The 26961-nt window shown below is 51.6% G+C and carries 27 protein-coding genes; 16 read left to right on the top strand and 11 right to left on the bottom strand.

The features are described 5' to 3' along the window. Positions 1-30: 30 nt before the first annotated feature. The gene (locus tag H6G13_RS05370; protein WP_190482131.1) at positions 31-1587 is read right to left on the bottom strand and encodes an NAD(P)/FAD-dependent oxidoreductase; all 1557 of its coding nucleotides are present in this window, start codon (positions 1585-1587) and stop codon (positions 31-33) included. A gap of 15 nt (positions 1588-1602) precedes the next feature. After that, positions 1603-1926, bottom strand: a complete 324-nt coding sequence (locus tag H6G13_RS05365) for a Uma2 family endonuclease (protein ID WP_190482130.1) — start codon at positions 1924-1926, stop codon at positions 1603-1605. A gap of 391 nt (positions 1927-2317) precedes the next feature. Here H6G13_RS05365 and speE point away from each other — a divergent pair, with 391 nt between their 5' ends. After that, positions 2318-3601 (top strand): polyamine aminopropyltransferase, encoded by a 1284-nt coding sequence (gene speE / locus H6G13_RS05360; RefSeq protein ID WP_190482129.1) that lies wholly within the window; start codon positions 2318-2320, stop codon positions 3599-3601. Continuing rightward, positions 3594-4649 (top strand): agmatinase family protein, encoded by a 1056-nt coding sequence (locus H6G13_RS05355; RefSeq protein ID WP_190482128.1) that lies wholly within the window; start codon positions 3594-3596, stop codon positions 4647-4649. Before speE ends, H6G13_RS05355 begins: the two co-directional genes overlap by 8 nt. Positions 4650-5254: 605 nt before the next feature. Here the strand turns inward: H6G13_RS05355 and H6G13_RS05350 are convergent. Beyond that, positions 5255-5407, bottom strand: a complete 153-nt coding sequence (locus H6G13_RS05350) for a hypothetical protein (protein ID WP_190482127.1) — start codon at positions 5405-5407, stop codon at positions 5255-5257. Between the two features lie 1540 nt (positions 5408-6947). Here H6G13_RS05350 and H6G13_RS05345 point away from each other — a divergent pair. The 6 genes from H6G13_RS05345 (at position 6948) to H6G13_RS05320 (ending at position 12315) form a co-directional block, all read left to right on the top strand. Further along, the gene (locus H6G13_RS05345) at positions 6948-7685 is read left to right on the top strand and encodes a class I SAM-dependent methyltransferase (RefSeq protein WP_190482126.1); all 738 of its coding nucleotides are present in this window, start codon (positions 6948-6950) and stop codon (positions 7683-7685) included. A gap of 193 nt (positions 7686-7878) precedes the next feature. After that, complete coding sequence (locus tag H6G13_RS29375; RefSeq protein WP_190482125.1) at positions 7879-8352, top strand: GNAT family N-acetyltransferase; 474 nt, start codon at positions 7879-7881, stop codon at positions 8350-8352. Positions 8353-8468: 116 nt separating this feature from the next. Then, complete coding sequence (locus tag H6G13_RS05335; protein ID WP_190482124.1) at positions 8469-8984, top strand: DUF3592 domain-containing protein; 516 nt, start codon at positions 8469-8471, stop codon at positions 8982-8984. A 232-nt stretch (positions 8985-9216) separates the two neighbouring features. Next, entirely contained in the window at positions 9217-10113 is an 897-nt protein-coding gene (locus tag H6G13_RS29065) for a pentapeptide repeat-containing protein (protein WP_190482123.1), read from the top strand. 195 nt (positions 10114-10308) lie between these two features. Further along, on the top strand, positions 10309-10926 hold the full coding sequence (locus H6G13_RS05325) for an RNA methyltransferase (protein WP_190482122.1): 618 nt from the start codon (positions 10309-10311) through the stop codon (positions 10924-10926). Positions 10927-11316: 390 nt separating this feature from the next. Then, a complete protein-coding gene (locus tag H6G13_RS05320) occupies positions 11317-12315 on the top strand; it encodes a hypothetical protein (RefSeq protein ID WP_190482891.1) in 999 nt (332 codons plus the stop codon). 36 nt (positions 12316-12351) lie between these two features. Here H6G13_RS05320 and H6G13_RS05315 read toward each other — a convergent pair whose 3' ends face one another. Together H6G13_RS05315 and H6G13_RS05310 are read right to left on the bottom strand one after the other, a co-directional pair. Continuing rightward, on the bottom strand, positions 12352-12876 hold the full coding sequence (locus H6G13_RS05315) for a GrpB family protein (protein WP_190482121.1): 525 nt from the start codon (positions 12874-12876) through the stop codon (positions 12352-12354). Between the two features lie 148 nt (positions 12877-13024). After that, complete coding sequence (locus tag H6G13_RS05310; RefSeq protein ID WP_190482120.1) at positions 13025-13702, bottom strand: hypothetical protein; 678 nt, start codon at positions 13700-13702, stop codon at positions 13025-13027. A gap of 150 nt (positions 13703-13852) precedes the next feature. Between H6G13_RS05310 and bamD the strand changes: the two genes are divergently transcribed. The 4 genes from bamD to H6G13_RS05290 all read left to right on the top strand — a co-directional run bounded on the left by bamD (position 13853) and on the right by H6G13_RS05290 (position 17362). Continuing rightward, on the top strand, positions 13853-14374 hold the full coding sequence (bamD, locus tag H6G13_RS05305) for an outer membrane protein assembly factor BamD (protein ID WP_190482119.1): 522 nt from the start codon (positions 13853-13855) through the stop codon (positions 14372-14374). Between the two features lie 263 nt (positions 14375-14637). Beyond that, positions 14638-15645, top strand: coding sequence for a hypothetical protein (locus tag H6G13_RS05300; protein WP_199305741.1), 1008 nt, complete (start codon positions 14638-14640; stop codon positions 15643-15645). Between the two features lie 272 nt (positions 15646-15917). Further along, a complete protein-coding gene (locus H6G13_RS05295; RefSeq protein WP_190482118.1) occupies positions 15918-16802 on the top strand; it encodes a manganese catalase family protein in 885 nt (294 codons plus the stop codon). A gap of 209 nt (positions 16803-17011) precedes the next feature. Then, the gene (locus tag H6G13_RS05290) at positions 17012-17362 is read left to right on the top strand and encodes a hypothetical protein (RefSeq protein ID WP_190482117.1); all 351 of its coding nucleotides are present in this window, start codon (positions 17012-17014) and stop codon (positions 17360-17362) included. 159 nt (positions 17363-17521) lie between these two features. On the opposite strand, the gene H6G13_RS05285 is transcribed toward H6G13_RS05290, so the two are convergent. Together H6G13_RS05285 and tsaE are read right to left on the bottom strand one after the other, a co-directional pair. Then, positions 17522-18004, bottom strand: coding sequence for an EVE domain-containing protein (locus H6G13_RS05285; protein WP_190482116.1), 483 nt, complete (start codon positions 18002-18004; stop codon positions 17522-17524). Continuing rightward, positions 17979-18479 (bottom strand): tRNA (adenosine(37)-N6)-threonylcarbamoyltransferase complex ATPase subunit type 1 TsaE, encoded by a 501-nt coding sequence (tsaE, locus tag H6G13_RS05280; protein ID WP_190482115.1) that lies wholly within the window; start codon positions 18477-18479, stop codon positions 17979-17981. The genes H6G13_RS05285 and tsaE overlap by 26 nt, the downstream gene beginning before the upstream one ends. A gap of 69 nt (positions 18480-18548) precedes the next feature. Here tsaE and H6G13_RS05275 point away from each other — a divergent pair, with 69 nt between their 5' ends. The 4 genes from H6G13_RS05275 (at position 18549) to H6G13_RS29060 (ending at position 24167) form a co-directional block, all read left to right on the top strand. Beyond that, entirely contained in the window at positions 18549-19208 is a 660-nt protein-coding gene (locus H6G13_RS05275; RefSeq protein WP_190482114.1) for a ParA family protein, read from the top strand. Positions 19209-19459: 251 nt separating this feature from the next. Continuing rightward, complete coding sequence (locus H6G13_RS05270; protein ID WP_190482113.1) at positions 19460-20398, top strand: hypothetical protein; 939 nt, start codon at positions 19460-19462, stop codon at positions 20396-20398. Positions 20399-20599: 201 nt separating this feature from the next. Beyond that, on the top strand, positions 20600-22225 hold the full coding sequence (locus H6G13_RS05265; protein WP_347277449.1) for a Ppx/GppA phosphatase family protein: 1626 nt from the start codon (positions 20600-20602) through the stop codon (positions 22223-22225). Positions 22226-22442: 217 nt separating this feature from the next. Next, a complete protein-coding gene (locus H6G13_RS29060; RefSeq protein ID WP_190482111.1) occupies positions 22443-24167 on the top strand; it encodes a serine/threonine-protein kinase in 1725 nt (574 codons plus the stop codon). Between the two features lie 117 nt (positions 24168-24284). On the opposite strand, the gene H6G13_RS05255 is transcribed toward H6G13_RS29060, so the two are convergent. The 4 genes from H6G13_RS05255 to rppA form a co-directional block, all read right to left on the bottom strand. Beyond that, positions 24285-24698, bottom strand: coding sequence for a hypothetical protein (locus H6G13_RS05255; RefSeq protein ID WP_190482110.1), 414 nt, complete (start codon positions 24696-24698; stop codon positions 24285-24287). 86 nt (positions 24699-24784) lie between these two features. Further along, complete coding sequence (locus H6G13_RS05250) at positions 24785-25708, bottom strand: TIGR01777 family oxidoreductase (RefSeq protein ID WP_190482109.1); 924 nt, start codon at positions 25706-25708, stop codon at positions 24785-24787. 104 nt (positions 25709-25812) lie between these two features. Next, entirely contained in the window at positions 25813-26193 is a 381-nt protein-coding gene (gene psb28 / locus H6G13_RS05245; RefSeq protein ID WP_190482108.1) for a photosystem II reaction center protein Psb28, read from the bottom strand. 43 nt (positions 26194-26236) lie between these two features. Further along, on the bottom strand, positions 26237-26914 hold the full coding sequence (gene rppA / locus H6G13_RS05240; protein ID WP_190482107.1) for a two-component system response regulator RppA: 678 nt from the start codon (positions 26912-26914) through the stop codon (positions 26237-26239). Positions 26915-26961: the final 47 nt, after the last annotated feature.

Raw genomic sequence — 26961 nt, 5'->3', positions numbered from 1 at the left:
TTGACGCGGGCACTGAATGGGGCCAATGCTCTAAGACTGGTCTTTGAGCGATCGCAAGTCTGACAGCAGTTCTAACGCCACAGCTTCCCCTGTTTCGCAGGCTCCCTCCATATAGCCCTGGTGATTGCGGGAGCAGTGTTCTCCAGCGAAAAACAGGTTGCCGACCCGACCCCCTTCGCTGCCGTGGAGCGTAGTCCACTGCCCCACCCGGTAGCAAGAATAGGCTCCCTGGCTAAAGTTATCGCTGAGCCATTCGCTGCGGACGGCTCCGGCGCTGTGATAATCCTCAATTAGCCCCGGAAAGATCTGATCTAGATCGCTCACCACCGACCCTGTCTGCACAGCCAGTTCAGTGCGAGACATTTGCTGGCTGTGATGCCCGCCTGTATAGTTGGTCAATAGCCCGGTTTCAGCCGATAGCAAGCTGCCGCTGCTCTCCCAGGCATTTTGCATTGGCAGATCGGTGAGAATTAGGCCGTTGTTGCGGTACTGAGTAAGCCAGCGTTTTTGCCGGTAGGCGGTGATGAGCTTGGTGGGGCTATTGGAGCCCAGAGTATCGATGGCTTGTCGCTGACGCGGCGGCAGCTCAACCCCCAGGGGAATGTGGCGCAGCAGGTTGAAGGGAATGGTGATTACGACTCGCTCGTAGGTGCGATCGCACGTGCCCAATCCCGACCGCAGGCTTACCCGATAGCGACCATCGGGCTGCTGACGTAAGGCTTCTAGCACTGTACCAGTCTCGATATAGTCGGCCACGACTGTCGCCAAGTGCTGCGGCAGCTGACCATTGCCGCCCTTGAGAAAATAGCGCTCGTCGCTACTGCCAAACAGGTTAAACTCGCCCGACCGGGGCTGAATAAAGGCCAACAGATTGAGGCAAGACTGCTCCTCAGCATCCACCCCATACTTAATCGTGTAGGCCACTCGCACAATCGACTGCAGCAGGGGAGAGGCTTCTAGGGTGGTCAAGTACTCGCAGATCGAGAACTGATCGAGGGCCTGCACCCGCTCCGTTGCAATGCTAGTTTGCAAGAACTGCTGCACTGCATCTAGATCGGGCTGCAGCTTGGGAATGAGCGGCAGCAAATGGCTGATCAGGTCATCTAGCTCAACCCACTGCCGCTCAAAGAAGTAGGTTGGCTCTGCATCTGCTGGCAGCAGCTCGTAAGCATCTACCATTGGCAGGCCCAGTTCTGCTGCTAGCCCTAGGCAACAGGTGTGCACCGAGTCAAAGACCTCGCCACCCATCTCTGCCGTCAATCCTGTTCCCAAGATGTTTTGCAGACTGAGAATACGACCACCGATGCGATCGCGTCCTTCAATTACGTCTGCGCGAATACCTGCCTGCCGCAGCCTATATGCCACGACCAGCCCAGCCAGCCCAGCCCCGACGACTAGAACGGGCGCATCTCCAGAGGCTAATGGTTTAGGATGCGCAGCGGCAGTAGCAGGCAAGTTTGGTAAACGCTGGGCAGCCGCAGCGGGGGAATCTGCAAGGGTTTTCTCAAGGCTCTGCCCAGAGGTGCCGACTTGGGCCGCTAACCTATAGGCTTGGGCAAGGCGGTGGGTCAGGTGCGATCGCGCCATAAAATTGTTTGTTTACTACTGTCTCACCTCAGCATTCGCCCCGACATAGAACGAGGCGTCTGGCTGAGCCTCCTCAAAGACTGCTTTGCGGTAGGTGCAGTTGTCGTGGGCATCGAGGTCTATGTTCTTCAGACCTGCAAACAGATAGATGGCCCCGATTATAGATGCGTGATCCCGGGAGTGGGGATTGCCTAGTGGAGACATTTCTAGCCTCATGCATCCTTCGTGGTAGTAGCCTTTTGCCTGCTCAAAGATCGGATCTGAAAGGATTTCAAGGTAATCCTCCCAGGTGGCAGAGATCCAGGTGTCGGTGGGGTTTTTGAGGCTGAGTTGGGTCATGGTGGGGCTATCCACTGCTTGTCTTTATTCTAACGACCTCATTAAATCCTCCAAGAAGCCCATACACAAATGAGAACAACCCCTGTAAACTAATAGACTGGCGTGTAATATAAAAGACCCCACCCAAATTGCTTTTAGTGTTGTCTAAAACACATAGTTTTTTTAAGCAGATCGCGCTTCTCAAACGTCTGCTTCTTTGAGGTATTTCAAAGCAGTCCTTTAGGGCATCGCTTCACAAGGGTTTTGAGTTTGTTTAGGAGCATTCTTTACCTGAGCTAACTTTCTTTGATTTGACTGCGTCTGAATTGCCGGATTCCCAACTTATTGATGAGTTAAACCGGCTCTATATGCTTGTAAACTTCACTCAGATTATTGGAGGCAGAAATTGGGTATGAACTCTTTAGGTAGACACATTCTGGTGGAGTTTTTTGGATGCTCTACCGAAATTCTCAACGATGTTCCAGTCATCGAGAGCAGCATGTTGTCGGCTGCTGGAGAAGCGGGCGCAACCATTATTAGCTCTGTGTTTCACCACTTCTCACCTTTTGGGGTGTCTGGCGTGGTTGTGATTCAAGAGAGTCACTTAGCCATCCACACCTGGCCGGAATATCGCTATGCAGCGGTAGATCTCTTTACCTGCGGCGATTCGGTTAATCCCTGGATTTCCTACGATGTGCTGAAGCGGGCTTTTGAGGCCGAGCACGGCAACGCGATTGAGCTGAATCGTGGCCAGCTTGAGCTGTTAGAAAAGTCCCCAGTTGATCTGGGCGATCTGCGCGATGAAGCCACGCAAAAGCTAGTGACGCCTAAGCTCACCCGCAGCGTTTGGTTTACTGACCGCAATGAGAATATTGCGCTGTCGATTCGCCACAAAGGCGATCGCATCTTCCGCGAAAAGTCTCCCTTTCAGACTGTTGAGATTTTCGACACCTTTGAATACGGCAAAATGCTCACCGTAGACAACATGGTGATGTGTAGTGAAAAGGACGAAAACGCCTATCACGAAATGATCATCCATGTGCCCATGCTGCTCAATCCCAGCATCAAAAATGCGCTGGTGATTGGTGGCGGCGATGGCGGCAGTGTGCGCGAAATTCTCAAGCACCACGATGTAGAAAAGGTGACGATGGTGGAGATCGATGAGGTCGTTATCAAAGCCTCTCAGGAGTTTTTGCCGACGCTATCTTCCTCGCTGAACCACCCCAAGCTAGAGCTGCATATTGATGACGGCATTAAGTTCGTTCGTGAGTCTCCTTCTGAGGTCTACGACCTAATTGTGGTGGACTCGTCTGATCCCGTAGGGCCTTCGGAAGGGCTTTTCAGCGTGGACTTTTATCAGGATGTCTACCGCTGCCTCAAGCCGGGTGGGGTGATGACGGCTCAGAGCGAGTCGCCTCGGTTTAACCAACGGGCGTTTGTAGACATGAATGCGTGTCTTAAAGGGATCTTTGGGCAGGAGCACGTTCACTGCTATCTGGCCTTTATTCCCACTTATCCAACCGGCATGTGGAGCTTTACCTATGCCTCTAAGGGGGGAGCACACCCGATGAGCGATCATGATCGCAACCGAGCGGCTGAGTTTGCAGTCAATAATAATCTGCAATATTACAATGCCGACATTCACCAGGCAGCGTTTTGCCTGCCTACGTTTATCAAGAACATGTTGAATGGCTAGTCGCGAAGAGATCATTGCGAACTTTAACCCCAGCGGCGTCGGTCTAGAGAACGGCAATCTCTATGGGTTGCCGTTCGACTACGACTCAGCCGGCATTGTGGTGCTGGGTGTGCCCTGGGAGGTTACGGTGTCTTACCACGCTGGGGCAGCTCAGGGGCCTTATCGGGTGCTAGAAGCCTCGCCCCAGCTTGATTTGTTTGATCTAGACAACCCCGATGGCTGGCAGCAGGGAATCTTCATGCCGGAGATTCCAGGGTGGATTTTGGAGCAGAACGGGGAGATGCGATCGCACGCTGCCCGTATCATCGAAGCCACCGAAAAAGGGATTGCCATTGCTGGCGATGCGAGTCTGTCGGAGACTCTGGCAACGATCAATCAGGCCTGTGAAGGGGTGAACCAGTGGCTATATGAGCAGGCGAAAGCGGCTCTGGCTGCAGGCAAGCGAGTGGCCGTCATTGGCGGCGACCACAGTGTACCTTTCGGTGCTCTACAGGCTCTGGCGGAAGTCACACCCGAATTTGGCATTTTGCACGTCGATGCCCACGCCGATCTGCGCTATGCCTATCAGGGCTTTAAGTACTCCCATGCCTCGATCATGAACAACCTGCTGGCTCTGCCCCAGATGGCTAAGCTAGTGCAGGTTGGCATTCGAGATATCTCCCACGACGAGGTGGCGCTGATCAACGCCTCTGCAGGCCGAATTGTCACTCACTACGACTCGGTGCTGAAGGAGAAACGCTACGCTGGAGTGCCTTGGCTGGAGCTATGCAACCAGATTGTTTCTGCCCTGCCTCAGCAGGTGTACATCAGCTTTGATGCCGATGGCCTTGACCCCAAGCTTTGCCCCAGCACAGGCACGCCTGTACCGGGTGGGCTGGAGCTGGAGGAAGCTTTTTGCCTGTTCCGCCAAGTGATTCGCAGTGGTCGGCAAATCATTGGCTTTGACCTATGCGAGGTGGGCGATGGCGAGTGGGATGGCAATGTGGGCGCGAGAGCGGTGTATAAGCTCTGCAATTTGATGGGGCTGTCTGATAAGCAACAAGGCTAAATAGTCGCGCCAGTAATTAAGGTAAAAAAGGGGGCTGTGCTCTGGTCTGGGGCGCAGCCTCTTTTTAGTGGGCCATACGTTTGAATGGTTGCTGCCAATGCTTGTGCGTAAGCTACTTTTGCTTAAGCAGTTGTCTTAAGTGAGTAAGCATTTGCTGCTTTTGCTTGGGTGTTTGCTGCAAATGCTCATACGTAAACTGCTTTTGTATAAGCATTTGTCGTAAATGAATAAGCCGTTGCTGCTTTGTGCCTAAGCGTTTACAGCGTTTGCTTATGTGTGAACGCTTTTGCATAAGCATTTGTCGTAGGTGAGTAAGCTGTTGCTACTTTTGCTTAAGCATTTACAGCGTTTGCTTATATGTGAGCTGCTTCTACATAAACATTTGTCGTAAATGAACAAGCCGTTGTTGCTTTTGCTTAAGGGTGGCGGGCGAAACTCATCATCAGCGACAGATTTGCCGGAAGGTTGCTCTCGAAGGCCCCCTAACTCCCTTTCTTGTTGCCCAGAGGGCTGTAAATGGGGGAACCAAAAGTTCAAAGTCCCTTAGAACTGGGAGCTAGGGGGTGGGAAGCGCCTTACCTAGGGACGGCTAAGCAGACAGAAGTCTATTCGATCAGCAGGTGCTTGATGAGAACGGCCATCCACTGGTTGTCTTTGCCGCTGGGAATAGGGTCGCTCCAGTCGTCGGGATCGGCGTAGTGGAGGGTGTGCAGATGCTTGATGGTGCGGTCAAGCACTTCCAAGCTGCCGTAGAGCACGTTGGTAATCTTCTCGCGCCTGGGCTTGCGCTTGGTTGACTGGGCAGGTGGAACTGTGGGTGCTGAGCACCCAAATCATTGGATTGAAACATGTGGTTCTGGTCCCTATGTAGTGTGAACTAGGAAACCAGAACTCACTTTCCTAGCAGCCCCGTGGTTGTGTGCAATCGGGGCGGCAGGGGAGGTAAACTGACCTCCAAGCCTCCGAACTGCTCTGATCAGCTTCGGGGGACTAGTCGCCTGTTTGTGCTGGTAACACTTGCAGGCGGCGCTAAGTCAATGAGTTCCGGGTCTAGGCTGCCGCGCACGACAGCTTAAGGATTGAGAATACGGTGTGTGCTACGTGGGCGTCAACCGTGTAGAGGAATTTCTTTAAATGGGACTAAAGGAGAATGGGGTTACGATTGTCACGGCTACCAATTACTACCCCTTATTTTGGGTGTAAGTCGTAGAGGCATAGAGACATTCTCCTGTCACTCTTAACAGTTTTCATAGAGTCTTGTGAATTACAGATGGAAGTCAATAAATTATCATCTAGCTTAGTGAAGAGTTTGCGTAATCTGATGTGCCCCACAGAAAGATGATTAATTATACCTAATTTTTCCAGCCTAGCTACTCATAGAGATGTCAGATTAACTTACTCCCAGCTTATCACTTCTACTAAAAATATTAGCCAGAATAACTGTTAGGTAGAGAGTTTCTTCCTAAAAAATTATTAGACTTCACTTTCTACTAAGTTGTTTTCTAAATTTCTTGACAACGGATGTTTCCTTGTCAGTCTCTGGTTTAAGGAGCTGCTCATTTTTATTAACTAAAGCAGCACCCAAAACAAGTTATTAAAACTGAAGCTATAGATGTATCTTTCGCCTTGCTTCACAGCCAGGTAAACACTTACTCAAGTTTACTTTGATCATAAGTTTCAAGGGAGTCTCTATACTCCTGTAATTCCCTAACGTAGATAATAGCTCGTTTATAAACTGAATTTTGCTCCAACCAACCTGCTTCGAGTAATCTCTCAGATAAACTTATAAAAGTCAGAAGGAGATCAACAGGAGAAGAATGAAAATTCTGCCATTGATAAGTTCCTAGTAACAAGTCGTGATCTATTTCGTCATCACCACTACTAAGCAAAACTTCTAGGATCTTAATGAAACGCGAAGCTTGCTCCTTATTGTAGAAGTGCAGTCCTGATACACATTAACAACGACCCAACAAGGCGCTGCACTCAACCGCCTACAGCGCCGCCGCTTCGCTCGTGTCTCGCTACGTTTTGGCGTTTCCGGTGACGGGTGAGCTTGGCGTTAGACCACTTTTTAATTTTTTGCCTGGAATTAAATTTATCAGATTCGATTACGAGTTCATCTTACGAACAAGAGTGAGCCAGTAGTATGGGCAAAGGGTGATAGCCCGTGCCCATCTTTTAGAATCATGTGTTTTGATGGGCACGCTTCGCTTTGCCCATCCTACAGATTTACTTTGGCTGTTGTACCTATATTGTAATTTGGATGAAGTGGCAAAGGTATAACAGAGGAGCACTAGGATGGAAAAGGCAGGCCCCAACTTCTACGATGATGATGAGGTGTTTGCTACCTATATGCGTCATCGCCAACGTACAGATACGCCTAATGAAACGCTTGAAAAACCAGCTATTTTAGAGCTTATTGTTCCGGTTGCCAATAAACGCATTCTCGATCTGGGCTGTGGGGATGCTGCAATTGGAAAAGAATTCCTTCATCATGGAGCAGCAAGCTATATTGGCGTCGAAGGTTCGCAAAAGATGGCTGCAGCTGCCATTCAGATGCTGACTGGCACATCGGGTAGAGTCATCCCACAGACGATTGAAGATTGGAGCTATCCACCTGAAGCGTTTGATCTCGTACTGGCAAGGCTTGTACTTCATTATGTTGCCGACCTTGCGCCAGTCTTTAACAATGTCTTCCAAACACTGGCTGCTAGAGGGCAGTTTGTCTTCTCGGTTGAGCATCCTGTGATCACATCATGCGATCGCGGTTGGCGTGCTGGAACACTCCGCCAAGATTGGGTTGTTGATGACTATTTTTCGACTGGAGTACGAGTTGCTGACTGGCTAGGTGGCACTGTGCAAAAATACCATCGCACCATTGAAGATTATTTTCATTTGCTTCAAACTACAGGATTTCAGATTGAGGCGTTGCGTGAAGCACGTCCTCAACTTAATCACTTTCACGACCCACAAACCTATGAACGACGCAAGCGAATTCCGTTGTTCCTTATCCTTTCTGCACATAAGTCGGCATAACGGAAGCGCCATACGTAGCTAAGAACGGGCAAAGGGTGATAATCCGTGTCCATCTTTTAGAATCATGTACTTTGATAGGTACGCTTTGCTTTACCCATCCTACAAAGCTACAAAGCTGTGCTCAAAGGAATCACGTATCTGAGTTGTTAAGATAGGCAACGAAAACCTGGTTCAGTTTGAGGTCAATAGGCTCGTGGTTAAAGTTCACTTACGTAAAGTCACGCGAGAGAATTTCCGAGAATGCCTGAATCTCCAAGTCGCGGAGTCGCAGAAGGGTTTGGTTGCAACCACAACGCAATCTTTAGCAGAAGCTTACGTTGATTCTAATCTTGTGCCATTAGCTGTTTGTGATATTGCGGCGTGTGGCTATGAACAGCCCAAAATGCCAATGATTGGATTTACGATGTATGAGATTGTTGCGGGTGTAGGGTTCGTGATGCGATTGCTGATTGACTCCAAGCATCAGCAGCAAGGCTATGGGCGAGCCACAATGATCGAGGTGATTCGTCGTTTGAAGTTGTGTCCAGAGGTCGAAGTGATTGCTACGAGTTATCGCAAAGAGAATGAGGTAGCCGCAAAACTTTATCAAAGTTTAGGGTTCAAGCAATGGGAGATTTCTTATGCCCTATCTCACCCAACAGAAGCATACGTGAAACTTGAAAACTAGCAATTTTAGCATCAGCATAACAATTCAGTTGGCTAAACGTTTGCTGGCAAGTTTATAGGGACCTCTTATACTAAAAGAGATACCAAACTGATTTGGGAACCAGGCAGAGGTGAACTATGAGCACTGTACAACCAGGAGATCTCATTGTTACAAAGGCATTAGGGTTATTCTTTGCCTCAGTTGGTGGAATGCTCTTAGTTCAGGCCCCCTCATACCACCGATCCGAGGTTGCGTTTGAAGCCAACGCAATTTCCGCAACTGGAACCATTATTGCAACGAGGGAGCAAAGGGAATATTCCGGTGGTGGAATGGTTCCGCTAACATCCCGGATCAAATATGTTTCAACAGTCGAGTTCCAGACCCGTGAAGGCGAAACGGCCGAATTCATCACCAGCAGCGCTTGTTCAAGCCGACGCGATTGTGAGAACAAAACCGTTCAGGTGGAGTACGACCCCAGTGCACCGAACCAAGCAAGGATCTATTCTGAGACTACACTCAAAACTAGGGTCGGAGGCTATGCAGGGCTTTCCCTGATTTTCTTCTTGATTGGGATAGGGCTTCTCGTTTTTAATCCTGACGCTCGCTCGACGCGATCAGGACTAACTGTAGCCAGTAGGATGGACAAAGGATAACAGCCCGTACCCATCTTTTGAAATCATGTACTTTGATGGGCACACTTTATCAAATTGTTCTGCGGCATCTGCCGATTCGATACTGCCGCAATCGCAGCGGAGCCGCCGCCCGAAACATGTCGAGAGAGGCCCGTTTGCTTTGGCGTGAATGGTAGTTAAGCGTGCATAAAGATTTAGAGCGTTCCCGAATCAGGGGAGTGATAATAGGCACAGCATTGAGGGAGTCTCAAAAATGCGGGAGCGACTCAAGCAGTGGCAGACAAAGATCAGGATCAACAAGTGGTGGGTGATGGGAGCGATCGCCACTCCAGTTTTTCTCGGGATGGTGTGGTGGCTTTGGTTACTCTCCGAGCGTAGAATTCAGCCAGATTACGGTCGCCTATCCCACAACGAAAGAACAACCCTTGCCCACCCACATCGTGAAACCCTCATCGGCGGTATTGGGGCGATCGCAACGGTTACCGGTGGAGTCTTCCTGTTTCTCAATCTCCGCACTGCCAGCAGAAATACAGAGGCAGTTAACCTCATCGGTGCCGACCTCATCGGTGCCGACCTCAATTGTGCTGAACTCAGCGGTGCTGAACTCAGCGGTGCCAACCTCATTGATGCCGACCTCAATTGTGCTGAACTCAGCGGTGCCGACCTCAGTGGTGCCAACCTCAACGGTGCCAATCTCAGCGGTGCTAACCTCAACGGTGCCAACCTCAGCGGTGCTAACCTTAGTGGTGCCAACTTTAACTGTGCTGGGCTCAGATTTGCCAACCTCAGCGGTGCCGACCTCAGATTTGCCAACCTCAGTGGTGCTGACCTCAGCGATGCCAACCTCAGCGGTGCCGACCTCAACTGTACGCTACTCATTGATGCCAACCTCAGCGATGCCAACCTCAGCGGTGCCTTGCTGTTTTTGATCAATTCACGAGAAGTTAAAAATCTTGAACCGCTTCAACTAAAGGCAAAACCTTCGCCATTTTTATGTAATGCTGCACTGCCTTCTTATGCCAGCCAACCAGATGTGAATCCCAATCGCGACTGCGATCGCATTCCCCAACTTTTGAGCGCTCGCTATGATATTTCCCTCGAAGAGGCTCAAGGGATAGTCGATGAAGCTCGACAACACCGATGGGACTAACCAAAATCGACGCCTTCGGCACTGAACAGGTGCGGTACGGTTCCTTGGCAAATGCTGTTATCGGAAGTGTCATGGTTGGTTGGGGCGTCGCTCTACTGCGCCACGCATCACCACGTCCAAGATGATACCTAACAATCCCAGTGCACCGAAACAACTCAGTTTAATTGATTAGAAAGCAATGTAGCCGGAAACTTTATGGAAAAAGAAGAAAAGCAAAAGAGTTCGATCCGACAACGTGCAGAAGAGATAAAGCCTTACAGATGCAAGAACTTAATTACTGTTATCGAAGATCCGAGTGATATCAAGAATATTGGTACGGTTATAAGAAATGTGAATGCCTTAGGAGTAGAAAAGGTATACATCGTAGATCCAAAGGGAGCCTTGCCCAACGATTGGCTAGAAATGCGGGAGCAAAAACCACTTTCGAAAACTTCTGTATCGGCAATCAAATGGAGCTTTGTCAAAAGATTCGATAGTACCGAAGCATGCCTTGAGCACTTAGAGAAAAATCGATTTGTGTCTATCGTCACGTCACCACACATAAAGGGAATGAAAAATGTCGTCCTAGATGAGGCCGACTACACTATCTATACCAAGTTGGCTGTGTGGTTTGGCAATGAGGCTAGGGGCATAAGCGACCTAGCCATACAGCACAGTGAAATGTGCGTAAATATCCCCATGTTCGGCATGATCGAGAGTCTGAATTTGGGCACAACCTCGGGAATAGTTTTGTACGAGGTCACGAAACAGCGCCGTGAATATCAGAGCAAATATAAATGGCGAAAAAAGCGAGGCAAAAAATTTGATGCCTAACACTCCGCTGCACCGGAAAGAAGTTAGGTTGCCACCTAGTAGGCTGGGAAAAGGGCGATAGCCCGTGCCTATCTTTTGAGATTATGTGCTTTGATGGGCACGCTTTGCTTTGCCCATCCTACAAAACTATAAGACTTGGCAAGAAATCAACGGAATGCGAAATCAGTTCGTGTGTGAATATGATGATGTCAACCTCAATATCGTTTGAGATATAGCTCAATTTGAGATGCCGCCTTTGATTGAGGCACTGAAATTGCAGATCCTCCCGAAGATTGATAGCAGAGAAGGATGCGATCGCAACAGCAATGCAGCTACGAAGGCTAAACCTCACTGCTGGCTGGTTCAATCAGCGAATTAGCCACCTCTAGCCTCTGCAGATGATGGAGCCCAATCATGTGGTTTGAAAGATTAACCGGATTCCCCGAAGAATCTCCTCAACAGGTTCGTGCGAATATCACGCTTGACGGTGACACATTAAAATCCCACGTAAACGGGCAGGTGCTCGTTTGCGGCGGATTGGAAACGCCATCATTAGCCGAACTGAGAAAACGTGTTCACTCAAGCGGGCATAAGACCGGAAACCTATCCCTCCGTGAAGTCGTCGCCAACGTCCAGCACTTGCACACCGACCCATCCAACGCGGGTGCCCTGTTTCAAGTAGCTTCCCAGTTCAATCTGCTTGAAATGGTCTCTCCGAACGTGACCCCTGAGCAGGGCGTTGGAATGTATGAGGGAGATCACACCCAAGGCCCAGCGTGTGCCGTTGCAGCGGGGGCAGGCACGATTTACCGCAACTATTTTGCATCCGTAAAGGGGCAAATCGGTCAAACCGCAGACAACCAAATCGATTGCCTTGCAGATATTGGAGCCGCCCTGGGCAACACCGAGAACCGCCTGTGGGAAATGAAAAACGGCTATGCTCTGGCCTCCCATAGCGGCCTAGTCGAGATTTCAAACCGGCTTAGAGCCTCAAGCGAGAACCAGTTAGACGAACTGCGTCAGCTCCTGAGAATCGGCATTCACTGGAATACGCAAGTTACGCTTAATGGCTGCCAGCACACCGTCTCCCAAACCTATTGCTCTGCCTTACCCGTTGCTTATTCTAGTCATCCTTCAACCCTTTGGGCAGATTTCGCTCGCCTCGTTTTAGAAGCCTCCTATGAGGCAACGATTTGTGCCGCAATCTTGAACTCGGTAGAAAATGGAAGCAAAAACCTGTTTCTTACGCTTCTCGGTGGCGGAGCGTTTGGCAACGAGACTGCCTGGATTATGGGAGCCATTCAACGGGCGTTAACCCTCTATAAGCATGCAGATCTTGACGTTGCGATCGTCAGCTATGGCTCGTCTAAGTCATCTGTGCAGCAGCTTATTAAGCAAATGGACAGCTAGCACCACACTGATGGGAATCTGCACCTCTACTAGAGGTTATTCGCTTGCCTGCTGCCGTACTTTTTGCATGACCGACTGAATATACTCTGCTTTGCCTTGAGTGTAGGCTTCGCGATCGCAACGATACCTTTCTGCCAAACACTGCTTCAATTCTGCATAGCGGGCAGCTTCATCCGAGTGCTGGCAAAGGTAATCCTTAAACAACAACCGCTCCCACAACGGGCTATCTGGCTCAACCATATGAATATGATAAGTGCGTGGCCCATTAGGAGGTAATCCCTTCACAAAAAACATTCGCTCCAGATCGGGATTGTCAAACCAATAGGCATACCCCAGCGTTTCGAGCTGAGAAATCGTAACCCGCCTTGCCTCTGTTAGTGAACGCACCCCTACCAATAAATCAATGATTGGTTTCGCAGCCAAACCCGGCACTGCTGTGCTGCCAAAATGCTCAATCCGAGTGACGAGATCTTGATCTAAAACTTCGCGTAGGCGGGCAGCTTCCTGCTCAAAAAGAAGCGGCCAGTTCGAACTGTACTCAACAATGACAATTTCATCCATTTCAGAATGGCCTATACCAATTCGATTTGAACCTATGCCCTACAGTTTGTCTGGTAAGGGTGCAGAGGACTGCATCCAATGCAGGGTCTAGCGCCATCTCCAAAAAGAGTTGGTATCAACATCATCTAGGGGCGAGACTAAAAATTTCTTACTCGCCTAAAGTGCCCAAAGATTGATTAAACGGGGAGGGGCTAGAGAGCCGGTAAGTTGTTGTTCCCGACTGGGGTTCAGCAGGCGATTCGATGACAGGCAACGCGTCAGGCTGCTGCGGCGTGGAGAGATTAACCTCCAGCCAAGGCAGAGAATTGGACGTGAACCGGGTGATAGGGTCAGCGCTAGTATCCGCTTCTAGGTAGGGCGTAACCAGCGTGTAGCGGCTGGTATCGGGCAGAGCCGTAGGGTAGGCCGGGTACACAGAAAGGCTGTCTCCCTCTATAGGGGCTGAGACGGCATCGTCGATTACCAGGGTAGGGCGGCGGCGCTCTACTCGATAGACTCTCTGATAGGTGCGGTAGGGGTAAATCTGAGTCGTTGGAAAGCGAACTGCAGGACGGTGAACTACCGGATAGTGAACTACTCCAGGATGGTAAACCACCCCAGGATAGTAAACTCCGGTCTGCGGGTAAACCACGACCGGATTGCCTACAGAGAGAAAAAAGTTCGGTGTGCTAATCGTAAAATTGTGGGTGCCGATGATGACCGTGCCTGCCTGAGCTGGGGCAGCGAGGATTGCAAACCCTGCGCCTGCTGCCAGAGTAGCGACAGCTTTGCACAGCGCTGCCCGGAACTTGCCTGTTGAGGTCTTGCCGAAGAATGAGCCAGTCATCGTCCTGTCCTCGTTAGAATAAAACGCGAAGGGAAGGCAGATGCAGTGGGGCAAGTAGCCTACTTGAGCCCCGTTACCTTCAGGATAACCTTTCCCAATAGGGTGATCCTCAATAGCTGAAAACCTGTGTAGTCGAGATGGGAAGCGACCGTGACGGCAGAATCGATTGACCTGGCTAGAGTCGAATACGCCTATGGGCAAGATGCCTTTGAGCGCGGGCGGTACCGGGAAGCCGTTGAGCATTTAGAAAAGGCGGTTGCGATCGCACGTCCTACCTCCCCCTTAGGCGGCGAGGTTCAGATCTGGCTAGTCAACGCGTACTTTGCCGTTAGCCGTCAGCCCGATGCTATTGCCCTATGCGATACGCTCACTCGCCACCCCGATTACGAAACACGCAAACAGGCAAAGAACCTGCTCTATATTCTTCAGGCTCCTAGTCTGCAAAAGCGGGAAGATTGGAATACAAAGATTCCCGACCTAGCTAGTTTAGAAGGCGGCGGCAGCAACGCCGGAACTTACACGGCTCCCCCCAAACGCGCGCCCCGCAAGAAAAAAATTGAAGACGAAGAACCCATCGACCTAAGCCAAGTCAACACCCGCGATAACCTGTTTCTCTGGATTGCGCTGGGTGCGATCGCACTTTTACTAGGGGGCCTAGCCTGGTTCAGCTAAAGGCTTGCTGTACCAGCAGGAAGCGTTCGGCCTGCTAGCTAGCGGCAGCTGATCTTTCATTACCCAAAGCGCCCTGTGGAGTAAGACAGAGGCCTGTTTCAGGCGGTAGCCTAGCTGCGTAGCCTGCTTTCTTACTACTGCTGGAAGATATTAAATTATTAAATTGAGTAAAGCTTTTCAACGTTTCCCTGAGCACCGTTGAGTTTGCTAACAGGTAAGGGCTTAATATCAGTTTTAACAATTTATTTGGGTGTGTTCCCAATATGAGTGCTGAGGCATTTAGAGCTTTTTCCGTTGCAGAGATTGACTTCCAGCAAGAAAGACAACTCCCTTCCCTCTCCGAGATTTGGGCCAAGAAATACGTCAGCCATCTGAACCAGCGAGATCAGGTTTTAATCAGCCTCACGGCAGCCCAGACCAAAGTTGAAGCTGCTAAGAACCTAGTTGATATTCTACGCTCAACCAGCGCCCAAGCTTGGAGCAAAACAGAAGCACTGCTCGCCCATGAAGTGCGGCGGCATGATATTGGGTCTCAGTTGATTGATCCCTGGACGATTTCAAAAGATGTTCATCAAATCTATGAGCAAGCATTGGCAGCCTATGCCAATCAGGTAACGCCTCAGCGGTTTTCCGTTTTGATTTCAAAAGAGTTGGGCGCAATTCGCAAAAAACACACGGCCATTGATCCCAGAATTATTGGGTTTGTCAGCATGCAGTTTCACTACTGCGGCCAGTTTCTTCTAAAGCAAGCTCCAGAGACAGAAAAAAAGGCGCTGCAGGAATACTTCAAAGTCGTCGATGATCTGCTCTACATTCCGCTGCATCGGGCCTACGAAGCTGCGGCTACCTACGACTACCATCATCCTCGGCTAGAGGCTGTGCGCATGGCCCTGCCTGCTACCACTCGCATTGCCAAGTCAATTGTCAGCAAGGTCAACAATTACTGCCCTGACTACGCTTGCTACACCGGCCCGCTGAATAGCGAGAGCGTCCGGACATCGAGCGTGCGCGATGTTGAGATGTTCCAAATTTATCTCTGGACCTGCGTTTTAGAGAAAAATATTTCTGCGATCGCACAAGAGCTATTCCCACTTTGCGTCATGCTGTACCCCACGCTTAAAGTCAGCTGGGGGCTAGTGCGACTCATGGTAAATTTGCTAGATCAAGAGCTCACAGCCTGCCTCAAGTCCCAGCATGTTCAATACTATGAGCCTCATTATCAAGCACTTCTAAGAATGTTTTCTCCAGAGGTCTTTCCAGAGAGCGCTTAGCCGTTCTTGAAGTATTAAAGCTCCTAGGCGAGCGGATTCTGGTGATAGTAAAACCAGGCTACTTATGCCAAATGATTCCGCTTAAAATCCTTGGAAATAGAAAGGACAAATAGGTAGAGTTTGCCCCTTTACAGACCCTCTAACTATTGGGATAGAAACAGTCTTGGTAAACTCTTGAATTTGAAGGATGGGGTTAATTTTAGATTCTTTAAGAATGGGGGTAAGAAAGGGAAAGAGTTTTCCCTTCTTGGCCAATTAACCCAAGAGCTTGAATGTTTTACCACAAGAAAAGACTGCAATATTTCACCAAACCCGAAAAACCTGATCCAGTTTACGCCAAGCAGCTTCAGGAATTGATCGGAGGTCCTTTTGGCGAAATGTCTGTGATGATGCAGTACCTGTTTCAGGGCTGGAATTGTCGTGGGCCCGTCAAATACAAGGACATGTTACTAGACATCGGTACTGAGGAAATCGGCCACGTTGAAATGGTCGCCAACCTCATTGCTCACCTAGTCGACAAAGCCCCCGAAGAAGCTCAGGCAGACGCCATCAAAGACCCCATCGTTGAAGGGGTTATGGGCGGTATGAAGGCAGAAGATATTATCACTGCCAGCATGAATCCCAAGCACGCAATTATGAGCGGGGGTGGGGCCACTGCAAATGACAGCACTGGTTACCCCTGGAACGGTAACTACATTGTGGCTTCTGGCAACTTGCTAGCCGATTTTTACTCCAACGTTCAGGCCGAAGCCCAAGGCCGTTTGCAGGCCATCCGGCTGTATGAAATGTCAACCGACCCTGGCGTCAAGGACACCCTGAGCTATATGATTGCCCGCGACACCATGCACCAAAACCAGTGGCTAGCGGCAATCGAAGAGCTGAAGGCGGATGGACTAGAAGATCTTCCCGTCCCCAGCAAGTTCCCCCGCGAACTAGAGAAGCAAGATGCTTCCTACCAGTTCTGGAACCTATCTGAAGGGACAGAGAGCAAGCAGGGTCGTTGGGCTCAAGGCCCCACCCCCGACGGCAAAGGCCAATTTGAGTACTTGGAAAATCCCGAGCCCCTGGGTCCTGAAGGGCAGGCTCCAGTGCCTAACCCTAAACTCTATGCCACCATCGAAATTCCCTCTCCGACTGCCAAGTTAAAGCAGCCATAAGGCTTCCTCAGCTCAGTGGAGTCTTGGTGGCGAATTTTGGCTTAGCCAGTACTGCTTTCTAGGAGCAGCAACTGAGGATTTAAGTACCTAAGAAGAGAGCTGTAGCTAGCCTACAGCTCTCTTTGTATTGCTCTAAGAGATTTCAAAAGCTCTAAGCTAGAACCTCATACGGATAGTTTGGCTTTGGCTCCTTTAACTCAGTAAATTACATGCAAGATCGTCAAAAAGCAGTCCTTTCGATTCACGCGCTTCCTGAATATGAGAGAAAATTATTAGCTGCCCTAGCTTTCTTTCTAGGCCGAGAACAGTCTGCTCAAGCGGTTGCCTGTCTCAGCATGTACCTGCGTCAATCTGAGCCTCGAATTATTGGTCAGCTTAAGTACTACGCTCACAAAGCCACTAAAAATACGGGGCAGCCGCTTGATGAATACGACCTGCTCGATCTGATAGCCGAGTCGCCCGACCAGATTGCCGCCATGCTGCAGCCAGGGGTGGTTCATCCACCAGGGCTGCAAGACGTGTTTGAGCAGCCTATCGCAGACGATGACGTGAGCAAATAGTTAGGCCCCAAGCCCCTTAGACAAATACGCTGGCCTCGAAAGCAGCCTTCTAATAACCGAGCACAGTAGGATGGGCAAAGCGAAGCGTGCCCACCAAAGCCCATAACTCTACTCGTGCTCTTACCCACAATTGAAACGTTGACACACTATCTAGAATAGCTAGACAGACGAACTGGTCTCGAGAGTTAAGGCTTTAGCCACAGCGAAAATCCTCTCAGCCACCGCCGATTCAACCGGCATCACGGACAGCCGATTGCCCCGCCGCACCACCCAAAGCTCATCGGGTGTAAACAGCTGCTTCAACCGCTCTAGGGTAATGCAGTCCGAATAGGTCGCTACATAGCCCACCTTTACCGTTTGCCAGCGAGGAGCTTCGGCAAACGATTTAGGGTCGTAATATTTATTCTCAGAGTCAAACTGAGTTGGATCTACGACATTGGTCTCTACAATTTTCATTAGACCCACAATACCGGGTAGCTGAGTATTGGAGTGGTAGAAAAAGGCAAGATCGTCCACCTCCATCTCCCGCAGAAAATTGCGTGCCTGATAATTTCTGATCCCGTCCCACAGCTCTACCTGATTGCGCCTCAAGTCATCAATGCTGAAGACGTCAGGTTCAGATTTCATGAGCCAATATCGCATTCTGGCTAATCGTCTCCAATACGTTGGCTTGAGCAGCTGTTGTCGGTGTAAGCGTAGCCTCTCGGCCCTCGGCGTTATAGGCCAAAGCAACCGTTAGGGGCAAATCTGGCTGGTAAGGCAGCCTGTCTGCCCACTCAATCGCCATGATACCGGGTTCTGTCTCAGTTCCCTCCCAGTAGGTTTCAAGCAGCAGCTCATTGACCTCTTGTGATGTTTCTAGCCGATAGAGATCGACATGGTAGAGCGGCACTCGACCATCTAAGTATTCATTGACTAAAGTAAACGTAGGGCTATCGATCGTCTCTTCAAGGCCCAATCCCTCACCCAGACCCTTGACCAGCGTTGTCTTGCCGCTGCCTAAGTCACCCCTTAGCAAGAGCACCGTTCCAGCCGGTAGATGGCGACCTAGCTGCTGCCCGAGCGCGCGAGTCGCAGGTTCATTTGGCAGCTGCAAAACGGTAGGTACAAAGGCCATTCTGAGAAAATTCTGAGCTTCCTTCCTAACTCTAGCGCTATCGTTAACGCCTCAACGTACTCTATAGGCATGATTGTCACCGTAGCTAGCTTTAAGGGGGGAGTCGGCAAAACGACCACCGCAATTCACCTAGCGGCGTTTTTTCAGGGGTATGCCGAAACCCTGCTGATTGATGCCGACCCCAATCGCTCTGCCCAAAGCTGGGCCGGGCGGGGCGAATTGCCTTTTAAGGTTGTAGATGAGTGGCAGGCAGGCGAACAGCTGCGGCCCTATGGCCATGTCGTGATTGACACTCAAGCTCGACCCACTGCCGACGATCTGTCCATCTTGGTGGGTAGCTGTGATTTGCTGGTGCTGCCTACCACGCCTGATGTGATGGCTCTAGATGCACTGGTACTAACCGTGAACTATCTGCGGACCCTGCAGACAGCCAAGTACCGAATCTTGCTGACCGCAATCCCCCCTAAACCCAGTAAGGCTGGAGACGAGGTGAGAGCTTTGCTAGTCGAAGCTCGACTGCCGCTGTTTCGGGGGGGAATTCGCCGCTATGCTGCCTTCCAAAAAGCGGCTTTGGCAGGCGTTCCTGTGTATGAGGTGAAAGATCCTAAAGCAGAAGATGCCTGGCAAGACTACGAAGGAGTGGGCCAGGAAATCTTGCTCGCTACCGAACCGGAACGAAAGCTTGAGTCTCATCCTGAGACCTATGAAGATGACTTTCCGATCTTCTAGCCTGCAACTTTAGGGCTAGCACGACGTCCTCAGTACTGCAGTAATTTTGCCAAAGGTCTGTAGCTCCTTTGAAGCTCGGCTATTTTAACCACGACAGAATAAACTCAAACCCATGCTTGAGCCTGCCCATACTATAGTCATGAAAGGGCAATTGCTCTCTCCGTCTAGCGACCTCTGAACGCTCCCTGGCAGCCTGCTCTGGGGCTTAGCCTATAGACATCTAACCTCATAGAGTTATTTGAGATTAGTCCATGCGCATTCATCTATATCAGACGGCCTACGATACTGAATCTCGTAACAACATTACGAGATATGCTAAAGAGTGCTGGCTAGACAACGATCAGCCTGAGCTATGGGAATACCAAGCCTATCTCAAACTCTTAAAAGAGAAGGCTTATGAGGAATGCGACTACATCGGGCTCTTTTCACCTAAATTTCCTCTCAAAACTCGGCTCTCTACTCTAGACGTGGTCGAATGGATTGCAGAGCGCCCTGGGCATGATGTTTATACATTCAATCCCTTTCCTGCGCTCTCCTATTTCTTTTTCAATCAATGGGAGCAAGGCGAGCATTGCCATACTGGGCTTAAGGAATTGGCTCAAAAGGTATTTGACCAGTTTGGCTTGGGAGATGTGGAGAGTGCACCTCGAATTCTGCCTGTTGATGCTTTGTACTGCAACTTTTGGGTCGGTACAAGTGCCTTCTTTAAGACCTACGTCGAGCTTGTCGAAGAGATTATTCTTTTCATGCTGGATCGGCGATCGTTATTTCTCCAAAACACTTTACACCGAGGAGAAATGTCTTCTTCTTTCCTGACTTTCATTTTAGAAAGAATATTTACTCAGTATGTGACAATCCACAGGTCATCTGTTCGTAAGGCTGCTTTTACCTATCCCGATGACATGGTAAACCACATGATTGATGATGTACCGCCTTACAATTTTGATCTCACGCGGATGATTTTGAAGATCGTTCGCCCTCTTATTGAAGATTTAGATACTCGTTACCAAGATCGGCCCGATGAGCGGAGCCAGTATTTGGCGGAGTTTAATCAGATTAACCAGCAGGGTCTCGCCCTAATTGCTGCCCATGGGGAAGTTTCTGCTCTGCTGCAGCAGGTGAATGCTGTTCATAAAGAGGGTTCTTTTACGCCACCGCTAGAGGTGTCGGGGCTGCCGCAGTTGACTTGAGGCTTCAGAAGCAGAGCAAATAGTGGGGGCGGTACGGGCAATCCTGTGTCAGGGATTGCATTTAAACCGTGAAGCTTCACTTTCTCGTTATTTCTAATTTAAGGAGTCACTACATTTTCTGAAGTCGGTTGTTTAGACGTGTAGGATGTGAAGCAGCGATGTCATACAAGAATTATGGTTGAGACGGTCTCATCCCACCCCATGCCCGAGATTGCGGCCCTGCCCAGGGTGTTTTCGCCGGAGCTGATAAAGCGCGATCGCATTCTAGCCGCCATTGACGTGGGGACAAATTCGGTTCACATGGTGGTGGTCAAAATTGAGCCCAGTCTGCCCACCTTTTCTATTATTGACCGCGAAAAAGAAACCGTTCGATTAGGCAACTTCTGTGAAAAAACTGGAGGGCTTTCGGATGATGCGATGGACCGATGTATTAGCGCCCTTAAGCGCTGCCGCGCCATTGCCGAAAGCCTAAAAGCGGAAGATATCGTAGCAGTTGCTACCAGCGCTGTGCGAGAAGCGCGCAACGGCCAGGAATTTTTGGAGCGAGTAGAGGCCGAAGTCGGGCTATCGGTCAACCTAATTTCGGGGCCAGAAGAAGCCCGCCGCATTTATCTCGGTGTGCTGTCGGGGATGGAGTTTCAGGGCCAGCCCCACACCATTATCGATATTGGGGGTGGCTCTACCGAGCTCATTTTGGGCTCTGCTGAAAGCCAACGCTATCTCAGCAGCACCAAAGTGGGCGCAGTGCGGCTAACGGCCCAGTTTGTATCCACCAATCCGGTGAACGATTTAGAGTTCACGGCGCTGCGCTCCTACGTGCGGGGTATGTTGGAGCGGTCTGTCGATGAATTGAAGCGTCACCTAGAGCCCCATGAAACCCTGCGCCTAGTGGGCACCTCCGGCACAATTGAATGCCTAGCTGCTCTAGATGCCCACGATCGCATGGGCTTTGTGCCAGAGCCGCTCAACGGCTACGAGATGAGCTATCAGAGCCTGGCAGAACTGGTCGAGCGCCTGCGCCATATGACCTTTGCCGAACGGCTAGCCATGCCAGAGATGTCTCCTCGTCGGGCCGAAATTATTGTGGCCGGGGCGGTCATTCTGCAAGAAGCCATGCAGATGCTAGAGGCCCAGCAGATCGTCATCTGCGAACGGGCACTGCGAGAAGGCGTGGTGGTCGACTGGATGTTGACCCATGGCCTGATCGAAGACCGCATGCAGTTTCAGCAGTCGGTGCGGCAGCGCAGCGTTCTCAAAACGGCCCAAAAGTACCAGGTGAATCAGGAAAACGGTGCGCGAGTGGCTCAGTTTGCCCTCGACCTGTTTGACCAAACCCAGGGCACGCTGCACCACTGGAGCCATTTAGAGCGAGAGCTGCTGTGGGCTGCCGCCGTTTTGCACAACTGTGGTCACTTTGTCAGCCACTCCGCCCACCACAAGCACTCCTATTACCTAATCCGCAATGCTGAACTGCTGGGCTATACCGAAACTGAGCTGGAGGTGATTGCTAACCTAGCCCGCTATCACCGCAGAAGTTCGCCCAAGAAAAAGCATGACAGCTTCCGCAGCTTGCCTTCTAAGCATTACCGCCAAATAGTGAGCCAACTCAGTGCTTTGCTACGCATTGCGGTGGCCCTAGATCGGCGGAGCATTGGTGCCATCAAGAGCCTGCACTGCAACTTTGATGCTGAGACAGAGGTTCTGCATTTACACCTGCAGCCTACTCGCGCCAACGATGACTGTGCTTCGGAGCTGTGGAGTCTGGAGTATAAGAAGGCGCTATTTGAGGAGGAGTTTGGCCTGCACTTGGCTGTTCGGCTGGTTTGATTGCAGCAGCCTAGGTTGAGGCAGGGAGCAGGGAAGCAGCGAAAAAACTGTTTGGAAGGAGTGAGATTGACCTGTAAGAGCCATCACGCCCTAAACTAAATTCTTGAAACTGAACTTTTGACAGGCCAATCCCGTCTGCCCTAGTGGCTATGCTGAGGAACAATCGTGCAGCATAACGGCAGGCCGGCCAGCTTGCACAAAACACCGATGGCAGGGAATGAACACACTGGTTGGTAAAACGCTTCAAGGCGGCAAGTATACCCTGGAGCAAACGCTGGGAGAGGGCGGCTCAGGCGTCACCTTCAGGGCAGCCCATCATTACCTGGGACAGTGGGTGGTCATCAAAACCTTGAACGAGACCAGCCGCCGCAGCCCTCAGTTTTCTAACCTGGAGCAGTCCTTTCGGGATGAGGCCCGGCGGTTGGCCCTGTGCAATCACCCCAACATCGTGCGCGTCAATGACTTCTTTACTGAAGATGGCGTGTCTTACCTGGTGATGGAATACGTCCCCGGTCAGACGATGGATCAGCTTATTTTTCCAGATCGTCCTCTCCCTGAAGCCGTAGCCATTCACTACATCCGGCAGGTGGGCGCAGCGCTGCAAGTCGTTCATCAGAACGGGCTGCTGCACCGCGATGTCAAACCAGAGAACATGATTGTGCGCCAGGGCAGCCAAGAAGTAGTGCTCATTGACTTCGGGATTGCTCGAGAATTTACCCCTGGCGTGACCCAAACCCACACCAGCTTGATTTCCAGCGGCTATGCTCCAATTGAGCAGTACATGTCTCAGGCTCGGCGCACCCCTGCTACCGATGTGTATGGTCTGGCGGCCACTCTCTACGCCATGCTGACCGCTCAGGTGCCGGTGGCCTCAATCTTGCGAGATCGGCAGCCACTCCCTGCTCCTCGCGATTTGCAGCCCCAGATCAGTGCCGCTGTTAACCAGGCTGTGGTTCAGGGACTGGCTGTGGAACCTGAACACCGACCTCAATCCATCGCCGCCTGGCTACAGTTCCTGCCTGATGCTGCCGACCTGAATGACATCGCCCCCCTTAATAACACTGGCAGACCTGCCCCCGTCGCCACCCTCCCTGTAGGCTCTCCCCTGCATGCCCGTGAATTGCCTGTGTCAGAGCGAGGGCAGACCGTAGCAGCCCCAGCCCAGCGGCCAGCCCGACGACGACCTGCCCAACAATCCAGTGGAAAGCCTCGGTGGCGCACCGCTGCCCTCTTAGGCCTCATCGCCGCGACCTCCCTAATCGCCGCTGCCGTAGGGGCTCAGTGGGCGCGTTCTCCCGCCGATCCTCAACCCTCACCCGCTCCTGCCACAGCAGAGGCTCCGGTAGAAGCGCCAGCTCCGACAGAGGAGACAGAAGATGCCCTGGCCTTTGAAGATCAGCCTGCCCCCGAGCCAGAAACGCCCCCTGCCCCCGAGTCACCCCCTCAAGAAGAGCCGCCTAGCCCAGTATCGCCTGAAAATTCCTCTGAGCAGGCAGCCGCTCCCAGCCCAAATCGGGAAGCAACCCGCGTTACAGGCAACGTGCCTGGCCTTCCTACTGGCGTCTCTGAACAAGAAATTACGGAGTTGCTAGGAGAGCCAACCCAGAGAACGAATAATGCGTACTGGCCCAACACTCGCTCTGCTCTCTATGAGCTAGTTCCCAATCAGGTGACGGTTGCCTATATCTTTGACAAAAGCAGTCAGCGGGTCCGCCAAACCGAAGCATCTTTCGCCCAGACGGTTGACCCTCAAGTTATGCAACAGACCCTCAATGGTATGTTGAACGGGCGTGCCAGCTCAACCATTGAACAGGGTTTAGAAGCAGTTCAGCAGCGGCAGTCCAATCGCTACACGTTTACCGATGGCGATCTAGAGGGCGTGATCGAGCGCAACCGTCAGGATCGGATCTATATCGGCATATGGGAGGCGGATTTGCATTAGGAAGATGGAGGGGGGGAGGAGATAGGGGAGGTGGGGGAGATAGGGGAGGGGGGGAGATAGGGGAGGGGGGGGGAGCGGCTTATGTCTATGGATCTCCATGCCTTCACCTCGTCTTTTCTACTTTCCTGGCTCTCTTCCTCTCATCTCTGCGTCTTCCTCAAGGCTTCTTGGCAGCCCTACCTGGCCCATGCCAACGATTTGACCTTCTGCAAAGACTAGCCAGAGATAGGATCCGTCTGGGTTTCTCCAGTGGTAACTCTGGACATTGTCTGCAGGGGGTGCTTCTGGGTCGTTGATGAGCTGGCCAGGGCTTTCTAAGAGAGCCTGTACTTCTGCCAGTGTCATAGTCTGACGAATTTGGGCAACGGCTTCTTGAGTAATGAGGGGAGGCGGATCTGCCTCAGTAGCGGTGTCGGTTGGGGTTGCGGAAGTGACCAGAGCGCTTGTGGCAGCAGGGGCACAGCTAGTTAGAGCCATGCTGAACAGCGGCAAGATAAGCAGTAGCGTAGGTTTTGGGGTCGGCTTCTTCATGGGTAAATTAACCGCAGTTGCCCAAGGGTAGGTTGGGTGGCAGTCTTCTGTGAAAAGTGTTGTGACTGCTGCTATTTTGGCCCCTGCTAAGATTGCAAAATTTCTTCCAGCGCTTCCTTAACCTTGGGGTATTGGTAGCTAAAGCCTGTTTCGGCTGTGCGCTTGGGTAAGACCTGCTGACCTTCAAGCACTACCTGGGCTCCATCCCCGAGCACGGCCTCTAGCACAAAGTCTGGTACGGGCAGCCAGGAGGGGCGGTTTAGAACAGCGCCTAGGGTCTGGCAAAATTCGCCCATGCGAAGTGGGTTGGGGGCGGTTGCGTTGTAAGTGCCCTGCATCTCTGGGTCGGTCAGGGCTTTGAGGATTAAGTTGACGAGATCTTCTCTATGAATCCAGGAGAACCACTGCTTGCCGCTGCCAATGGGGCCACCAGCAAACATGCGAAAGGGGGTGAGCATCTTGGCGACGGCACCGCCCATGCCTAGCACGATGCCGGTTCGCAAGATCACCAGTCGGGTGCCGTTGGCTTCAACTTTGCGGGCAGCCGCTTCCCAGGCTTGACAGACTTTAGAGAGAAAGTCGTCGTCGATGGGCTGGCTGGTTTCGTCAAAGGTGGCGGTTTCGCTAGTGCCGTAGTAGCCGATGGCGGAGGCACTGATTAGCACTGAGGGCTTGGGCTCGGCTTTGGCAATCGCTTCGACAATTTTTTGGGTGCCGATCTGGCGGCTGTCGATGATGGCCTGCTTATGGGCGGGGGTCCAGCGCTCAGAAATGGGGGCTCCGGCCAGGTTAATAACGCCATCGCAGCCTGCGATCGCATCTTGCCACTCCCCCGACTCCAGCGGTGAGTATTGTCGAATTTCGACCTGGGAAAACGCGGCTTCGGGAAACACCCTGCGGGCCTGGGCAGCGTCTCGCGTTAGCACCAGTACTGAGTGCCCTTCTGCCTGTAGCCGCTCCACCAAACGGCTGCCCACAAACCCGGTGGCTCCAGTGACCGCAACTTTCATGAACACCTAACTCCTACATATCCTGCTGATCGCGGCGGCTCGTCAACCAGCCCGACCGTAGTTGAGATCGGCGAAGGCAACCCTGCGCCTCTCCATTATTGCCGCTATTGCCCTTTTTCGGACTCGCCGTAGGCCATGCCGTTGGCCTCGGCGTAACGCTGCAAAAACCGCATCAGCCTTTCCCAGTGGTCGTCTTGGTCGATTTCTAGGGTGCATTCGACCTGCTTTAGATGGTCGCCCTCTGGTCCACCAAAAATAAAGCGAATGCCCAGCGGCTCAATGCTGATCACGCCTTCTTCGTCGATTAGCTTTAGCGCTTTTGAGAAGCGGTTGCGAAAGCTCTTAAACTGCTCAATTGCCTCCATGCGCTCGAAAAACAGCACCACCCGTCGAACGCCTGTGTTGCGATCGCGCCTCAAGCTGATGTTGCTGATTTCCTCGGGAATGCCCTCATAGAACTGAACAACGGGAATATGGTCAGCCATTGCAAAGCCTTTAAACTCAGGGTTTGAGTATAAGAGATCCGGCTCAAAGACCGAGACGATAACCCTTGCCATAAACCGTGTGAATCACCGGGGGAGTGCCTTTAGGCTCGATTTTGCGGCGCAGCAGCCGCATTTGGGCGGCCAGCACGTTGCTGCTGGGCTTTTCCTGATCGCCCCAAACTGCCTGGTAAATGTCGTCGTGGGTTAGCACTTGGTTGGGCTGACGGATTAGATAGGCCAGTAGGGCCGTCTCTTTTTCAGACAGCTCAATTGGTTGACTCTGGCGATAGGCGAGCTGATTTTCCTCATCTAGCTCTAGATCCTCGTACTGCAGCCGGGCGGTAGTCGACGGCTCCAGCGTTGGCGGACGCCGCAGCAAGGCCCGCACCCGCGCCAGCAGCTCTCGCAGCTCAAAGGGCTTGACCAGATAATCGTCGGCTCCCGCATCTAGCCCTGCCACCCGATCATCCACGGTGTCTTTAGCGGTAAGAAAGAGCACTGGAGTCGTGTGACCCTGCGACCTGGCCCGCTGGCAGATCTCTAGCCCGTTGATGCCCGGCAGCATCCAGTCCAAAATTAGCAGGTCGTAGCCGCCTTGAAACACCATTTCCCAGCCCGATTCGCCATCTCTCGCGATATCGACCGTGTAGCCCTCGCGGGTGAGCAAGCGGCTGAGGGGGTCGGTCAGTTCGACTTCGTCATCGACGAGGAGGATTTTCATAAGGCGAGAGGGCAGAAGGGGGCTAAAGGTTGAGGTATGTTTCCTGA

Origin of the sequence: Pseudanabaena sp. FACHB-2040 (genome assembly GCF_014696715.1) — a bacterium.
Classification (GTDB): domain Bacteria; phylum Cyanobacteriota; class Cyanobacteriia; order Phormidesmidales; family Phormidesmidaceae; genus JACVSF01.
This window is presented reverse-complemented; position numbering and strand designations above follow the sequence as displayed.